Origin of the sequence: Brachybacterium saurashtrense (assembly GCF_003355475.1) — a bacterium.
Taxonomy (GTDB): domain Bacteria; phylum Actinomycetota; class Actinomycetes; order Actinomycetales; family Dermabacteraceae; genus Brachybacterium; species Brachybacterium saurashtrense.
In genome coordinates this window covers 3,060,932-3,076,171 of the sequence record NZ_CP031356.1, presented here as the reverse complement: position 1 = coordinate 3,076,171, position 15,240 = coordinate 3,060,932, and the positions used below count along the sequence as shown (strand labels likewise).

Below are 15,240 nucleotides of genomic sequence, written 5' to 3'. Positions count from 1 at the left end.
ACCGTTGGAGGCCCGCAGGTGCACCAGACCTCTACATCGCGCCCGCGCCCCACCCCCGATCCAGGACAGGACCTCCCGTGACCGATCCCGTCGACGAGACCACCGCCCGCCGCCGCGCCGCCTCCATGTTCGCGGCGCTGCCGGCGGAGATCCACGAGCTGGGGAGACTGTTCGAGGCCGCCGGGCACGAGCTGGCCCTGGTGGGCGGGCCGGTGCGGGACGCGGTGCTGGGTCGCTCCAGCGCGGATCTGGACTTCACCACCTCCGCCCGCCCGGAGCAGACCGAGCAGATCCTGCGCGACTGGACCGCCGGCGGCGCGATCTGGGACATGGGGCGCGACTTCGGGACCCTGGGCGGGGTGCGCCACGGGGTGAAGGTGGAGATCACCACCTACCGCACCGAGTCCTACGATCCGCACAGCCGCAAGCCGCAGGTCGAGTACGGGGACACCCTCGAGGGTGATCTCTCCCGGCGCGACTTCACCGTCAACGCGATGGCGGTGCGCCTGCCCTCGCTGGAGCTGGTGGACCCCTTCGACGGGCTCGCGGACCTCGCCCGCACCCTGCTGCGCACGCCCGTGACGCCGCGGCAGTCCTTCACCGACGATCCGCTGCGGATGATGCGCGCGGTGCGCTTCGTGGCCCAGCTCGGGTTCCGGATCGAGGACGCCACGGCCGATGCGATCGAGGAGCTCGCCGAGCGGATCACCATCGTCTCCGCGGAACGGGTGCGCGAGGAGCTGGTGAAGCTGATGCTGGGCGCGCACCCGCGCGGCGGGCTGGAGCTGCTCACCGAGCTGGGGCTGGCCGCCCACGTGCTGCCCGAGCTGCCGGCGCTGCAGCTGGAGATCGACGAGCACCACCACCACAAGGACGTCTACGAGCACACCCTCACCGTGCTCGACCAGGCCATCGACCTGGAGAGCCCGGCCGGCTCCGGCGGCCCCTGCGAGGGTCCGGACCTGGTGCTGCGCCTGGCCGCGCTGATGCACGACGTGGGCAAGCCGGCCACGCGGCGCTTCGAGGAGGGCGGGGCGGTCACCTTCCGCTTCCACGAGACGGTGGGCGCGAAGATGACCGCGAAGCGGATGAAGGCGCTCACCTTCGACAAGGACACCACCAAGAAGGTGGCGCGCTTGGTGGAGCTGCACCTGCGCTTCCACGGCTACGTCGACTCGCCCTGGACGGACTCCGCCGTGCGCCGCTACGTCACCGATGCCGGTGACCTGCTCCAGCACCTCCACCGGCTCACCCGCGCGGACGTCACCACCCGCAACCGGCGCAAGGCCCGCACCCTCGCCCGCGCCTACGACGAGCTCGAGGCGCGGATCGACGAGCTCGCCGCGCAGGAGGAGATCGATCGGATCCGCCCCGACCTGGACGGCAACCGGATCATGGAGATCCTCGACCTGCCGCCCGGTCGGGCCGTGGGCGAGGCGTACCAGCACCTGCTGGCTCTGCGGATGGAGCACGGCCCCCTCGGCGAGGAGCGGGCCGAGCAGGAGCTGCGCACCTGGTGGGCGGCGCGCCAGGAGTCCTGAGCGACGGAGGTGAAGGACCTGTGCGGGCCGCCGTGCAGGAGGCCTGCGAGGATGTGAGCGGCGCCGCATCACCCGTGCACACCCTGTGTGCTTCGCCGCCAGGTCGTTCCGTCGGGGCGGCCCACGTGCTCATACTGAGTGGCTGGGCGCAGCACGGCCTTCCGGTTCCGCGGCGCCCGTCCCCGTCCGTGTCCCCGAAGGACCAGGAGCAGCCATGAGCGATTCACGAGGCTCGTCCCGCGGCTCGTCGGATCGATCGCGCCGAGCGAAGCCGTCGACGAACGGCGGTCCGCGACGCGCCGCCGGGGTGCGTCGCGCCTCCGGCGCCGCCCCGGCTTCCAAGGGCAGCAGCCGCACCGCGCGCTCGGGCGGCGCGTCGCACAGCGGGACGCGCTCCGCCGTGCCCGGCGCGAAGGGCGCCGCCGCCGGTTCCCCGAAGGGCACCTCCCGCAGCACGCCCAAGAACGCCTCCCGGGGTGCGTCGACGGCGGGCGCCGCGAAGCGTCCCTCCTCCCGCACCTCTGTGAAGGCGCGCCACGCCGGGGTGGCCGCGGCCGCCGCGGGGGCGGCGGGAGCGCGGCGCGGTCGCGGGAAGAAGGCGGCGGCCACGAACTTCGTGAACTACCCGCGCGCCGGGGCGAAGAGCCCCTGGCGCTGGATCCCCTCGCTGCGCCTGGTGGTGGGCGCGATGGCGCTGATGGTGCTGGCCGGCCTGGGCCTGACCATGTGGCTCTACAGCACCACCGACGTGCCCGAGCCCTCGGACTTCGCCCTCGCCCAGACCAGCCGCGTCTACTACGCCGACGGCGAGACCGAGATGGGCCGCTTCAGCGAGGTGAACCGCACCGAGGTGCCGGCGGACGAGATCCCCGACACCGTCAAGCAGGCCGTCGTGGCCAGCGAGGACTCCAGCTTCTACGAGAACCGCGGCGTGTCCCCCCGCGGCATCGTGCGCGCACTGATCAACAACGTGGTGGGCGGTTCCCGCCAGGGCGGCTCCACGATCACCATGCAGTACGTGGAGCGGTACTACACGGGCACCGAGACCTCCTACGTGGGCAAGGCCCGCGAGGCGATCATGGCCCTGAAGATCGATCAGGAGCTCAGCAAGGACGAGATCCTCTCCCGGTACCTCAACACCATCTACTTCGGCCGCGGCGCCTACGGCGTGCAGGAGGCCTCGCAGGCGTACTTCGGCAAGGACGCCTCGGAGCTCGACGAGGCGGAGGCCGCGCTGCTGGTCGCCGTGATCCCGAGCCCCTCCACTTACGATCCGGCGAACGACCTCGAGGTCGCGACCAGCCGCTGGGACCGCGTGATCACCCGGCAGGTCGCCGAGGAGCAGATGACCCCGGCCGAGGCCGATACGCTCGAGTTCCCCGAGACCATCGAGCCCAGCACGGAGAACTCCCTGGGCGGCCCGGAGGGCTACCTGCTCTCCGAGGTGCGCAAGGAGCTCATCGCGCAGGGCTTCACCGAGGAGGAGATCAACACCGGCGGTCTCACGATCGTCTCCACGATCTCCCCGTCGATCCAGGAGAACACCGAGCAGGCGATCGAGAACCTGCCGGAGGACCGCCCGGAGAGCAACCGCGTGGGCACCGTGACGCTGGACCCCTCCACCGGGGCGATCCGCGGCATGTACGGCGGTCCGGACTACGTCACCCAGTCCCAGAACAACGCCACCCAGGCGCGGATGCAGGCCGGCTCGATCTTCAAGACCTTCACCCTGATCGCGGCCCTCGAGGACGGCTACCCGCTGGACTCCCGCTGGGACGGCAACTCCCCGAAGTCGTTCCCCGGCGGCTGGGAGGTCAACAACTACAACGACGTCTCCTACGGCCGGGTGACCCTCGCGAAGGCGACCACCAGCTCGGTCAACACCGCGTACGCGGAGGCGAACATCGAGATCGGCCCGCAGGACACGATGGACACGGCGGTCGCCCTGGGCCTGCCCGAGGACACCCCCGGCCTCACCGCGGACGCCTCGAACGTGCTCGGCTCCGCCTCGCCCACCGTCACCGAGATGGCGGAGGTCTACGGGACCATCGCCGCGGGCGGCGTGCACCACGACGCCTACATCGTCGAGTCCGTGACCCGGCCCGACGGCTCCACCCGCTACGAGCACGAGGGCGAGGAGTCCCAGGTGCTGGACCAGGACGTCGCCACCAACGCGACCGTCGCGCTCCAGGGCCCGCCCACGGAGGGCTCGGCCCGCAGCCTGCAGAACGTGATGGGCGGGCGGCCCGTCGCCGGCAAGACCGGCACCTCGGAGCGGTTCCGCTCCGCGTGGTTCGTGGGCTTCACCCCGCAGCTGGTCACCGCGGTGGGCATGTTCCAGCCCGGGGAGGACGGCTCCGAGCAGTCGCTCACCCCCTTCGGCGGGGTGACCTCGATGACCGGGGGCTCCTACCCCACCGACATCTGGGGCGACATCATGTCCACCTCCCTGGAGGGCGAGGAGTTCCGCTACTTCCCGCAGGAGGTGACCCTGGACAACGAGAACCGCGAGCGCAGCTACACCCCGCCGCCCGCGCCGGATCCCACCACGCAGGCGCCGGAGCCCACGGAGGAGCCCTCCGAGGAGCCTTCCGAGGAGCCTTCCGAAGAGCCGTCGGAGGAGCCTTCCGAGGAGCCGAGCGAGGAGCCGTCGGAGGAGCCTTCCGAGGAACCCTCCGAGGAACCCAGCGAGGAGGTCACCTCCGAGCCGGCCGACGACGACAACACCCAGCCCACCGAGGAGCCCACCAGCGAGGAGCAGGGCAACGGTCAGGGCGCCGCCGGACGCGGTCAGGGCAACGGCCGCGGCGGCGGGGGAGACTCCGAGGACGGCACCGCGTAGCAGCGGTCCGCGGCGCCGGCGCGGCGGGGCGTCCGTGCCGCTGTGATGCGCCGCGCACCCCGCACCTCCCCCTGGCCGTGGCCGGGGGCCCCGGGTAGGCTGGGCCGGTCCGTGCCGGGCATCGCCGATGGCCGAGCGGATGGCATGAACCCTCCTGCCACGGAGAGACCGTGGCCGCGAAAGACCACAGGAGGTGGGTACCAGAACATGCGCAAGTACGAAATGGTCGTGATCCTCGACCCGTCCGTCGATGAGCGGACCGTCACCGGAACCTTCGAGAAGCTCGTCCAGGTCATCCCGACCGAGGGCGGCACCATCGACAACGTCGACGTCTGGGGCAAGCGGAAGTTCGCCTACGAGATCGACAAGAAGACCGAGGGCATCTACATCGTCCTGACCTTCACCGCGAAGTCCTCCACCGCGCAGGAGCTGGACCGTCAGCTCGGGCTCAACGAGTCCGTCCTGCGCACGAAGATCATGCGTCTCGACGCCGAGTGATCTCCCGTCGCTGACCCCCCGCACCACCCCACCCCTCACCGGAGCAGAGGAGCACCCATGGCGAATGACACCGTCATCACGGTGATCGGCAACCTCACCGCGGACCCGGAGCTGCGTTTCACGCAGTCCGGCATCGCGGTCGCGTCGTTCACCATCGCGTCGACCCCCCGCACCTTCGACCGTCAGTCGAACGAGTGGAAGGACGGCGAGGCGCTGTTCCTGCGCTGCTCCATCTGGCGCGACGCCGCCGAGAACGTGGCGGAGTCGCTGGAGAAGGGCGCCCGCGTGGTCGCGCAGGGCCGTCTCAAGCAGCGCTCCTTCACGGACCGCGAGGGCCAGAACCGCACCAGCATCGAGCTCGACGTCGACGAGATCGGCCCCTCGCTGCGCTACGCCACCGCCAAGCCCACCAAGGTGCAGCGCGGAGGCGGCGGCGGAGGCCGTGGCGGCTTCGGCGGCGGTGCCCCGCAGGGTGGCGGCCAGGGCGGCTACGGCCCCCAGGGCGGCGGCTACAACGGTGCGCCCCAGGGCGCTCCCGCGGCCGATCCGTGGGCCGGGGGCGGCAACCAGGGCGGGTACGACGACCCTCCCTTCTGATCGCCGCGGCGATCGCACCACACCACTGATCCATTCCATCCCGGGTGCATGCCCGGGCTCCCCTCAGAAAGAAGGAGCACCACGATGGCCAAGCCTGTTCTTCGCAAGCCGAAGAAGAAGCAGAACCCGCTGAAGGCCGCCGGTCTCGAGACCGTCGACTACAAGGACGCCGCGCTGCTGCGCAAGTTCATCTCCGACCGCGGAAAGATCCGCGCCCGTCGGGTCACCGGCGTCTCCGTCCAGGAGCAGCGCAAGATCGCGAAGGCCGTGAAGAACGCCCGCGAGATCGCCCTGCTGCCGTACTCGACCTCCGGTCGCTGAGCGAGGAAGGGAACACCATGACCACCAAGCTCATCCTCACCCACGAGGTCAACGGACTCGGTGCCGCCGGCGACGTCGTCGACGTCAAGGACGGCTACGCCCGCAACTTCCTCATGCCCCGCGGTCTCGCCACCCCGTGGACCAAGGGCGGTCAGCGTCAGCTCGACCAGATCCGTGCGGCCCGCGGCAAGCGCGCGATCGCCAGCATCGAGGAGGCGCAGGCGCTGAAGGCGACCCTCGAGTCGAAGCCCCTCGTCATCGCCGAGCGCGCCGGCCAGAACGGCCGCCTCTTCGGCGCGGTCGCCTCCAAGGAGGTCGCCGTGGCCGCCAAGGCGACGTTCGACAAGGACATCGACCGCCGCACCGTCGAGTTCGCGGCCCCGATCCGCTCGCTCGGCGAGCACAAGGCGACCGTCCGTCTTCACGAGGACATCTTCGCCAACCTGGTCATCCAGGTCGTCGCCGCCAAGGGCGCCGTCAAGGCCTGACCTCGCAGCGCCGGATCGACGCACCGCGCGATCCCTTCAGGAACGCCCCGCACCGTCACGGTGCGGGGCGTTCCTGCGTCCGGTCCCTCACGCCTCGAGCTCGGCGAGCACCTCGAGGGGGCGCTACGGTGGCCCCATGTTCGGACGCAGCAGGCAGCAGCAGGCCATGATCCAGCGACTCCAGGCGCGCACCCAGGAGCTCGAGGCCCTCGTGGACCAGCTCGCCGCGCGCGCCGGGGTGGGGGAGGCGGAGCTGGTGCGGCTGCGCGCGCAGGCGGGCTCGGCGAGCTTGCCGGAGGAGTGCCGACGGCTGCTGGAGCAGGGCGAGGTGATCGCCGCGATCAAGGCGTACCGCGAGCACACCGGCGCCGGGCTCACGGAGGCCAAGGACAGGATCGATCGACATCGCGCAAGCGGCTCCTGAACCGTGCCGCGGCCGTTACGCTCGTGCGGATGAGCACTTCGACCACCGACACCGACCAGCGCACCGACGGGCACCTCGCGCGCTCTCTCGGGCATGGCCAGATGGCGATGATCGCCATGGGCTCCGCGCTCGGCACCGGCCTGTTCCTCGGCTCCGGCGAGGCGATCGGCATCGCCGGCCCCGCAGTGATCGTCTCCTTCGCGATCGGCTCCCTGATCGCGGCCACCATCGCGCTGGCGATGGGGGAGATGGCCTCCCGTCACCCCGTGCGCGGCGGCTTCGGCACCCTCGCCGCCCGCTACCTCTCCCCGTTCTGGGGCTACCTCACGCGCTGGCTGTACTGGATCGTCACCGTGTGCGTGACCGGCGCGGAGCTGGTGGCCTGCGCGGCCTACCTCGCGTACTGGGTGCCCGCGATCCCGATCTGGGCCGGGATCCTGCTGTTCGCGGCCGTGATCATCGCGATCAACCTGGCCAGCGTGGGCTCCTTCGGGGTGATCGAGTTCTTCCTCTCCTCGATCAAGGTGATCGCGGTGTTCGTGTTCATCCTGGTGGGCGCCGTGCTGGTGACGGTGGGACTGCCCTCGCAGCCCGCGGCGGGCTTCGCGGAGCTCACGGCCGACGGGGGCTTCGCCCCGAACGGCTGGGCCGCGGTGTGGCTGGCGCTGTCGGTGGTGATGTTCTCGTTCGGCGGCATCGAGCTGCTGTCCATCACCGCGGCGGAGGCGAAGGATCCGGCCCGCTCGATCCGCACCGCGGCCCGCACCACCATCGTGCGTCTGGCCTTCTTCTACGTCTCCGCGATCGGGATCGTGCTGTGCCTGGTGCCGTGGCGGCAGGCCGCCGGCGCCGGCGAGGACGTGACCACCTCGCCGTTCGTGATGGTGTTCGACCGGGTGGGCATCCCCGGCGCCGCGCACGTGACCAACATGCTGGTGCTGATCGCCGCGCTGTCCGCCGCGAACGCGAACCTCTACGCCGGCAGCCGCATCCTGCACTCCCTGGCCTCGGACGGCCTCGCCCCGCGCCTCGCCGCGCACACCACCGCCCGGAAGGTGCCGATCGTGGGCATCATCGCGAGCTCCGCCGGCCTGATCGGCGCCGCGGTGCTCGCCTTCAGCGGGGTGGGCGGCGTGTTCGGCTACATGATGAGCCTGGTGGTGTTCTCGGTGCTCATGGTGTGGGCGCTGATCCTGGTCACCTACCTCGCGTTCCGGCGTCGGGGCATGGCCGGCGGCACCTTCCGCATGCCCGGCGGGCGGCTGAGCGCGCTGGTGGGCCTGGCGGGCCTGGCCGCCGTGTTCGCCACCGTGGCCGTGAGCACCAGCATGCAGATCGCGGCGCTGGTGGGGGTGCCCGCCGTGGTGCTGGCGACCGCCCTGTTCTTCACCGTGCTGCGCGGCCGGACCGATCCGGCGGTCATCGACGAGGCCTTCGAGGAGGCCGAGTCGATGCGCTGAGCGGCGCGGCGGAGTGGTCTTCGTTACTGTGGCGGCGATGCGTTTGGGATGATGCTGATGCCGGGGTAACCTGGTGGAACCTTCGGCCTCGGCGCCACAGTGACCCGGTGTCGAAGATACGCGCAAGTGGCGGAATTGGTAGACGCGCACGGTTCAGGTCCGTGTGCTGGCAACAGCGTGGGGGTTCAAGTCCCCCCTTGCGCACCGCAGGGAAACCCCGGCTCACCCAGGTGAGCCGGGGTTTTTCGCCGTCCGCGCGGCGCGGCCGGCGGCCGAGCGAGGGTCGCCGTCCGGCGACCGCGGGAACCGGTTCAGCCGACGGGCTGCGCCGTGCGACGGAGACGGACGTTGACGAACTCCCCCATGCCCCAGCGGCCCAGCTCGCGGCCGAAGCCGGAGCGCTTCACCCCGCCGAACGGGAGGCCCGGCAGCGTCGTGCCGTGCTCGTTGACGTAGGCCATGCCCACCTCCAGTCGGTCCGCAACCTCCTGGGCGCGCTCGAGGTCGTTGCCCCAGACGGACCCGCTCAGGCCGAACGGCACGTCGTTGGCCAGCTCCACCGCCTCGTCGACGGAGTCCACGCCGTGGATCACGGCCACCGGGCCGAAGATCTCCTCCCGGTAGGCGTCCATCTCCTCGGTGACGCCGGTGAGCACGGCCGGCTCGAGGAAGGCGCCCTGGTCGCCGGTGGCGGCACCGCCGATGTGCACGGTGGCTCCCTGCTCCGCGGCGCGTGCCACCTGCGCCTCCACGGCATCGCGCGCCGCGACGGAGGACAGAGGGCCCACGTCCGTGTGCTCGTCCAGCGGGTCGCCGAGCCGCGCCTGGCGGAAGACCTCCACGACGGCGCTGACGAAGGCGTCCAGCTGGGCGTTCGGCACGATGAGGCGCTTGGGGGAGTTGCAGGCCTGCCCCGCGTTGGAGAGCCTCGCCGTCGCCGCCGTGCGGGCGACCTCGTCGATGTCGCCGTCCTCGAGCACGATCAGGGGGTCGGAGCCGCCGAGCTCGAGCACCGACTTCTTGAGGTGCTGGGCGGCGGTCTCGGCGACGGACGCACCGGCCTTCTCGCTCCCTGTGAGGGAGACGCCCCGCACGCGAGGATCCGCGATCATCCGGGCGACCTGCTCGTGGGAGGCGCGCACGTCGAGGTAGGCGTCGGTGGGGACACCGGCCTCGTGGAGGATCCGCTCCATCAGCTCGGCCGAGGCGGCGCAGATCCCCGCGTGCTTCAGGAGGATCGTGTTGCCCGCCATCAGGTTGGGGGCGACGAAGCGTGCGACCTGGTAGTAGGGGTAGTTCCAGGGCATGACGCCGACGAGGGGGCCGATCGGCGCGGTCTGGACGAGTGACTCCTCGGCGCCCTGCGGATCGAGGGTCTCGGGCTGCAGCAGCTCGGGGCCGTGCTCGGCGTACCACCGGTAGATCGCCCCGGCCAGCCGGGCCTCCCCGATTGACTGCTCCAGGGGCTTGCCCATCTCGGTCGCGATCAGGCGGCCGAGCTCCTCGCTGCGGGCGTCGTAGGCGTCGGCGACCCTCGACAGGATCGCCGCGCGCCGGTCCGGTGGTGTCGCGCTCCAGTCGGCGAAGGCGCCGGCCGTCCGGGCGAGGACCTGGTCGACGTCGGCGTCCTCCAGAGCGGAGTACTCCTGCTCGGTGCGTCCCGTGGTCGGGTTGGTCGTGGTGAACGTAGCCATGCGCCCACGCTCGACCCGATCCGGGGGTGCTGTAAAGGAGCGGGACCGGTCGGTCGCCGGAGGATCCGCGGCCTCGCACCCGCTCCGCGGCCTCGCACGCGCCCCGAGGCCCCCGCGTCCGCTCAGAGGAACTCGAGCGGGTCGAACTCGTCGATGTCGATGATCCGCACGCGCGGGAGGCGGCTGGTGAACGCCGCGACGTCGTACTCCAGATCGTGGAACTCGATCCCCGGGATCTCCTGGAGATCCGTCGCCATGAACTCGCGGAAGCCGATGAGGGCGGTGCGCCGGCCCACCGTGGCAGCGAGCGACGCCATCTGCGGGACGAAGTCCCTGTCGTGGCTGACCAGCATGACGTCCGCCGGGCGGGTCTGGAGCGCCTCGGCGGTGCGCTGGATCGCGATGTCCACCACCTTGCCCGCGCCGCGCAGCGGGACGGGCTTGTACCCCATCGCGATCAGCGCCTGGACGAAGCTCGAGGGCAGGCTGTCCTCGACCGCGAGGAAGAAGAGACCCTTCGCGGGCTGCGCCCACGTCGTCTCCGCGTAGTGGAGGAGCTTGTTCCAGCGGGGCCGCTCCTCGGGGTGCGGGCGCCGGCCGAGCACCGAGACGCCGAGGGTGGCGTCGATGTTCTCCCCGTCCACCAGGAGGTACGTGGTGCGTTCCGTCATGGCTCGACCTTACGCGCTCGGGGAGGATCGGGCACCTCGGACGCTGACTGGGTGACGCACCGCCGGGCAGACGACGGGCCGGCCCGGTGTCGCCACCGGACCGGCCCTGCGACGGCTCAGACCGGCTGCACCTTGCCCGTCACCCCGTGGGGATCGATGACGTACTTGGTGGCCACGCCGGAATCGAACTTCGCGTACCCGGCCGGGGCGTCGTTCAGCGAGATCGCCGCGGCGTTCACGGCATCGGCGATCTGGACCTTGTCGTGCAGGATCGCCTCCATCAGCTGGCGGTGGTACTTCATCACCGGGCACTGGCCGGTGGTGAAGGAGAGCGCCTTCGCCCAGCCCAGGCCCAGCCGCAGCGAGAGCGAGCCCTCCTGCGCGGCCTCGTCCACACCGCCCGGATCACCGGTCACGTACAGCCCCGGGATGCCGAGGGCGCCGCCGGCGCGGGTCACGTCCATCAGAGTGTTCAGCACCGTCGCCGGGGCCTCCTTCGCGTCCTTGCCGTGGCCGCGGGCCTCGAAGCCCACGGCGTCCACGCCGCAGTCCACCTCCTCGCGGCCCAGGATCCTGGCGATGCCCTGGCGCGGGTCCTCCTGCGAGACGTCGATGGTCTCGCAGCCGAACGTCGCGGCGTTGGCGAGACGGTCGGCGTTCATGTCCGCCATGATCACCACCGAGGCGCCGAGCAGCTGCGCGCCCACGGCCGCGGCCGTGCCCACCGGTCCGGCGCCGGCGATGTACACCGACGAGCCCGGGCCCACCCCCGCGGAGACCGCGCCGTGGAAGCCGGTGGGGAAGATGTCCGAGAGCATGGTGAGGTCGAGGATCTTCTCCATCGCCTGGTCCCTGTCCGGGAACTTCAGCAGGTTCCAGTCCGCGTACGGCACCAGCACGTACTCGGCCTGGCCGCCCACCCAGCCGCCCATGTCGACATAGCCGTAGGCGCTGCCGGGACGATCCGGGTTCACGTTCAGGCAGATCTCGGTGCGACGCGTCTTGCACATCTCGCAGCGGCCGCAGGAGATGTTGAAGGGCACGGAGACCAGGTCGCCCTTCTTGATGAACTCGACCCCGGGGCCGGTGTCGATCACCTCGCCCGTGATCTCGTGCCCCAGCACCAGATCCGTCGGCGCGGTGGTGCGGCCGCGCACCATGTGCTGGTCCGAGCCGCAGATGTTCGTGGTGACGACCTTGAGGATCGCGGCGTGCGGCAGCTGCCGGCCCACGTTCGCGGGGTTGACCCCGGGCCCGTCCTTCAGCTCGTAGGTGGGGTAGTCGATGTCGATGACCTCGACCTCCCCGGGACCCTTGTACGCGACCGCGCGGTTGTGTGACATCGAGTGAGCCTCCTTGCTCCGTCAGCGGCCCACGAGGCTCCGTCGCCGTCGTGGACGAGCCGCTCAGCCCACAGTCTGGGGCTGAAGTGTGCGCAGGTCAACAGGGCATGAAACGTTCTGCTGCGGAGGAGGGGGCGGCACGTCCGTGCGCTGGGGATTCACCCCAGGAGCACCTCCTCGCCGCGTGCCGCGGACTCGTAGATTGCCTCCAGGATCCGCACGATCTCCACCCCGTGCCAGGCCGGCGCCACCGACTCGGCGCGCCCCTGGGCGGCATCGACGAAGTTCTGGATCTCGTGCGCGAAGCCCACCCCGAACTCGAAGGTGCGCGAGGCGATCTGCGGGTCGATGTTCACCACCGAATCGTGCATCTCGGTGGCGATGCGCAGCGCCGGCTCGAGCTCCGCGCCGCCCTTCTCGCCGAACACGGAGACGTCGATCGAGTCCTTGGTGGCGTGCAGCGAGTACGAGCAGTCCAGCAGCAGCGAGGCGCCGTTCTCGAAGCGGATCACGGCGTTGGCGAGGTCCTCGACCGAGTTCCTGGAGGGGTCGTAGTCCGCCGCCTTGTAGCGAGGCATGGTGGTGACGTTGCCGCGGCTGCCGAGCTTGTCGTAGGTGTTGCCGCTGACGGAGACCACCTTCGGCGAGCCCATCAGGTACCAGCACAGGTCCAGCACGTGGATGCCGATGTCCAGCAGCGGCCCGCCGCCGGAGATCTCCTTGTCTGCGAACCAGCCGCCGGGGTTGCCCACGCGGCGCAGGCAGGAGGCCTTGGCGTAGTAGATCTCGCCCAGCTCGCCGGCGTCCACGAAGGACTTCAGCACCTGGCAGTTCGGGGAGTGGCGGCGCACGAAGCCCACCTGCACCACCCGGTCGCTGCCCTCCACCACCCGCTGCAGCTCCTCGGCCTCGGCGAGGGTGCGTGCGATCGGCTTCTCCACCAGCACGTGCTTGCCCGCCTGCACCGCGGCGATCGCCCAGGCGGCGTGGGAGTCGTTCCAGGTGCAGATGGAGACGCCGTCGATCTCGGGATCGGCGAGCAGCTCGTGGGGGTCGGCGTAGGCGCGCCGTGCGCCGTGCTGGTCGGCGACCTGCTGGGCGCGCTCGAGGTTCATGTCGGCCACGGCGATCAGCTCGACGTCGGCGTTCTCCGCGTACGCGGTGAGATGGGACTGGGCGATGCTCCCGGCGCCAATGACGCCGACTCGGAACGTGGTCATGAAGGGGCCTTCTCTCTATGGTGAGGTGTTCGGGGGTTCGGTCGGGCAGGGATCAGGCGAAGAGGCTGCGGGCGTAGGCGATGCCGCGCTCGCAGCCGAGCAGGCAGTCCTCCCAGCCCTCGAACTCGATCGCGGCGTAGCCGCGGAAGTCGGAGTCGCGGATCGCGCGCGCCACGGCCGGCAGGTCGATGTCGCCGTTGCCGACCACGGCGCCGCGCAGGTGCTTCCCGCCGCGGCTGCGGAACCAGCCCTCGCCCGGCGCGGCGTCGGCCGGTCGGATGTAGAAGTCCTTGAAGTGCACGACCATCGCGTAGGGCAGGTTCTGGGCGACGGACACCTCGGGCGTCTCGTCGACGCACACGAAGTTGCCCACGTCCAGCGTGGTGCGGAAGTTCGGCTCGTCGACGGCGTGGAGGATGCGCCGCACGCGGTCCGCGGACTGCACGAAGAAGCCGTGGTTCTCGAGGCTCGTGGTGATGCCCTTCGTGGCGGCGTACCGGGCGATCTCCTTGGCTCCGGCGACGATGTGCGGCAGCACCTGCTCGAACCGGGGCGTGTCATCGCCCTCGACGCCCGCGTGGGGGACGACGTCGTGGCGCATCCGGGTGATGCCGAGCCGCTCGGCGAGGTCCACGTGGGCCGTGACGCGGTCGATCTGGGCGCGGTCGCCGGTGGAGAGGTCCGCGCCGATGGCGAGGCTGGTCAGCGGCACCCCGGCCGCGGCGGCGTGCTCGCGGATCTCGTCGACGTACTCGTCGGGGGAGTGGATGTTCGGGATCGGGGAGTCGGGGTCGTCGCCGACGGAGGCGAGCTCGAGGTGCTCGCCCTCGCTCCGTGCGACCCAGTCGATGACCTGCGGGAGGGTCATCTCGCCGCTCGCGAGCTTGGAGTGGAAGCTGTACGAGCTGAAGCCGAAGATGATGTCGGCGGTCATGGTGTTCCTTCGTTCGGTGCGGGGTGGGGTGTGAGCAGGGCGGCGCCCAGGCGGCGCCAGGGGGCGGGGACGTCCGGCACGCCGTGGATCCGCGCGGAGCCGTGGGCGAAGCCCAGGCCCAGCGCCCCCACCAGCGCGCCGTCGACCGTGAGGCGGGCGGGCACCACCTCCGGCGCGTGCTCGGTCATGAGCAGGCGACCGACGGCCTCGCGCAGCGGGCCCAGCATGGTCTCGCCGGCGCGGGAGAGGCCGCCGCCCACCACCAGGCGCTCGGGGTCGACGGTGAGGAGCACCGTGGCCAGCCGCGGTGCGATCTCGGCGCAGAACTCCTCGATCTCGCGCCGCGCGGCCCGGTCCCCGTCGGCCGCCCGCTCGAGCAGCGCGCGGGCGTCCTCACCGGTGGACCAGGTGAGCCGGCCGCGCTCCGAGCTGGCGGTCCAGCGCATCCCGCGCTGGCTGCCCAGCTCGCCCGCCAGCCGGTGCGCGCCCTGCAGGATCGTGCCGCCCACGATCACGGCCAGGGAGATCCGGTGCCCCAGCTGCAGCAGCACGATGCTGTCCGCGGCCGGTCCGAGGTGATGCTCCGCCAGGGCCGCCAGCTTGATGTCGTTGTCGATCGCGACGGGGCAGCCCAGGCGCTCGGCGAGCGCGGGGGCGAGATCGAGGCCGTCCAGGGCGGGCACCGCCAGACTGCGGGCGACGTGCCCCTCCGACGCCAGGATCCCGGGGACGGAGACTCCCACGGCACCCGGGGCGGCCCCGGCCTCGGTGACCGCTCGGACCAGGGTGTCGAGCACGTCGGGCCCCGTCAGGGGCACCGTGGAGCGGCCGATCGGGAGTCCGGCCGCGTCGGAGACCAGGCAGCGCACCGTGCGGGTGCCGATGTCGAGCGCGGCGACGCTCGCCGCGGAGGCGTCGAAGCCGACGCGGCGCGCCGGCCGGCCGGCGCCGCCCGAGGGGACGGCCGGGGCGGGGGACACGCTGCCGGCGGCGCGGAGGTCCTCCAGCACCGCCTCGACCGTGGGTCGGGACAGTCCGGTCGCTCCGGCGATCTCGGCCAGGGTGAGCGGGCCGTCGGCGTCCCGCAGCACGAGGACGCAGTCCCGTGCGTTCGCGAGCCGCACCGCCGAGGGGTGGGGTCGTGCCATGGCCATCGACTCCTCCTGCGGCGTCGGCCCCAGACTAATACGCAAGGGGGTTGAAGAAT

At 71.5% G+C, this 15,240-nt stretch carries 14 protein-coding genes and 1 tRNA gene; 9 read left to right on the top strand and 6 right to left on the bottom strand.

All coding sequences use genetic code 11. The annotated features are described in order from the left end of the window. Window positions 1–77: 77 nt before the first annotated feature. The 9 genes from DWV08_RS13870 to DWV08_RS13830 all read left to right on the top strand — a co-directional run bounded on the left by DWV08_RS13870 (window position 78) and on the right by DWV08_RS13830 (window position 8,375). Window positions 78–1,541, top strand: coding sequence for a CCA tRNA nucleotidyltransferase (locus DWV08_RS13870; protein ID WP_420897504.1), 1,464 nt, complete (start codon window positions 78–80; stop codon window positions 1,539–1,541). Between the two features lie 214 nt (window positions 1,542–1,755). Then, entirely contained in the window at window positions 1,756–4,383 is a 2,628-nt protein-coding gene (locus DWV08_RS13865) for a transglycosylase domain-containing protein (RefSeq protein WP_115414339.1), read from the top strand. A 207-nt stretch (window positions 4,384–4,590) separates the two neighbouring features. Further along, window positions 4,591–4,881 carry a 30S ribosomal protein S6 gene (gene rpsF / locus DWV08_RS13860; protein WP_115414338.1) on the top strand — a complete coding sequence of 97 codons (291 nt, stop codon included), beginning with the start codon at window positions 4,591–4,593 and terminating at the stop codon, window positions 4,879–4,881. A 57-nt stretch (window positions 4,882–4,938) separates the two neighbouring features. Further along, window positions 4,939–5,478 (top strand): single-stranded DNA-binding protein, encoded by a 540-nt coding sequence (locus DWV08_RS13855; protein ID WP_115414337.1) that lies wholly within the window; start codon window positions 4,939–4,941, stop codon window positions 5,476–5,478. A gap of 84 nt (window positions 5,479–5,562) precedes the next feature. Continuing rightward, window positions 5,563–5,799 carry a 30S ribosomal protein S18 gene (rpsR, locus tag DWV08_RS13850; protein WP_010533203.1) on the top strand — a complete coding sequence of 79 codons (237 nt, stop codon included), beginning with the start codon at window positions 5,563–5,565 and terminating at the stop codon, window positions 5,797–5,799. Between the two features lie 17 nt (window positions 5,800–5,816). Continuing rightward, entirely contained in the window at window positions 5,817–6,287 is a 471-nt protein-coding gene (rplI, locus tag DWV08_RS13845) for a 50S ribosomal protein L9 (RefSeq protein WP_115414336.1), read from the top strand. Window positions 6,288–6,423: 136 nt separating this feature from the next. Then, the gene (locus tag DWV08_RS13840) at window positions 6,424–6,711 is read left to right on the top strand and encodes a hypothetical protein (protein WP_115414335.1); all 288 of its coding nucleotides are present in this window, start codon (window positions 6,424–6,426) and stop codon (window positions 6,709–6,711) included. A gap of 29 nt (window positions 6,712–6,740) precedes the next feature. Then, on the top strand, window positions 6,741–8,171 hold the full coding sequence (locus DWV08_RS13835) for an amino acid permease (RefSeq protein ID WP_115414334.1): 1,431 nt from the start codon (window positions 6,741–6,743) through the stop codon (window positions 8,169–8,171). Window positions 8,172–8,291: 120 nt separating this feature from the next. Then, window positions 8,292–8,375: transfer RNA gene (locus tag DWV08_RS13830), tRNA-Leu, on the top strand. A 107-nt stretch (window positions 8,376–8,482) separates the two neighbouring features. Here DWV08_RS13830 and DWV08_RS13825 read toward each other — a convergent pair. The 6 genes from DWV08_RS13825 to DWV08_RS13800 all read right to left on the bottom strand — a co-directional run bounded on the left by DWV08_RS13825 (window position 8,483) and on the right by DWV08_RS13800 (window position 15,181). After that, window positions 8,483–9,865: an NAD-dependent succinate-semialdehyde dehydrogenase gene (locus DWV08_RS13825; RefSeq protein ID WP_115414333.1), complete on the bottom strand. Its 1,383-nt coding sequence runs from the start codon at window positions 9,863–9,865 to the stop codon at window positions 8,483–8,485. Between the two features lie 122 nt (window positions 9,866–9,987). After that, complete coding sequence (locus DWV08_RS13820; RefSeq protein WP_115414332.1) at window positions 9,988–10,536, bottom strand: NYN domain-containing protein; 549 nt, start codon at window positions 10,534–10,536, stop codon at window positions 9,988–9,990. A gap of 116 nt (window positions 10,537–10,652) precedes the next feature. Then, window positions 10,653–11,879, bottom strand: coding sequence for a formaldehyde dehydrogenase, glutathione-independent (gene fdhA, locus DWV08_RS13815; RefSeq protein ID WP_115414331.1), 1,227 nt, complete (start codon window positions 11,877–11,879; stop codon window positions 10,653–10,655). Window positions 11,880–12,037: 158 nt separating this feature from the next. Then, window positions 12,038–13,099, bottom strand: coding sequence for a Gfo/Idh/MocA family protein (locus DWV08_RS13810; RefSeq protein WP_115414330.1), 1,062 nt, complete (start codon window positions 13,097–13,099; stop codon window positions 12,038–12,040). Between the two features lie 52 nt (window positions 13,100–13,151). Further along, window positions 13,152–14,033, bottom strand: a complete 882-nt coding sequence (locus DWV08_RS13805) for a sugar phosphate isomerase/epimerase family protein (RefSeq protein WP_115414329.1) — start codon at window positions 14,031–14,033, stop codon at window positions 13,152–13,154. Then, a complete protein-coding gene (locus DWV08_RS13800; RefSeq protein ID WP_241237249.1) occupies window positions 14,030–15,181 on the bottom strand; it encodes an ROK family transcriptional regulator in 1,152 nt (383 codons plus the stop codon). Before DWV08_RS13800 ends, DWV08_RS13805 begins: the two co-directional genes overlap by 4 nt. Between the last annotated feature and the right edge of the window lie 59 nt (window positions 15,182–15,240).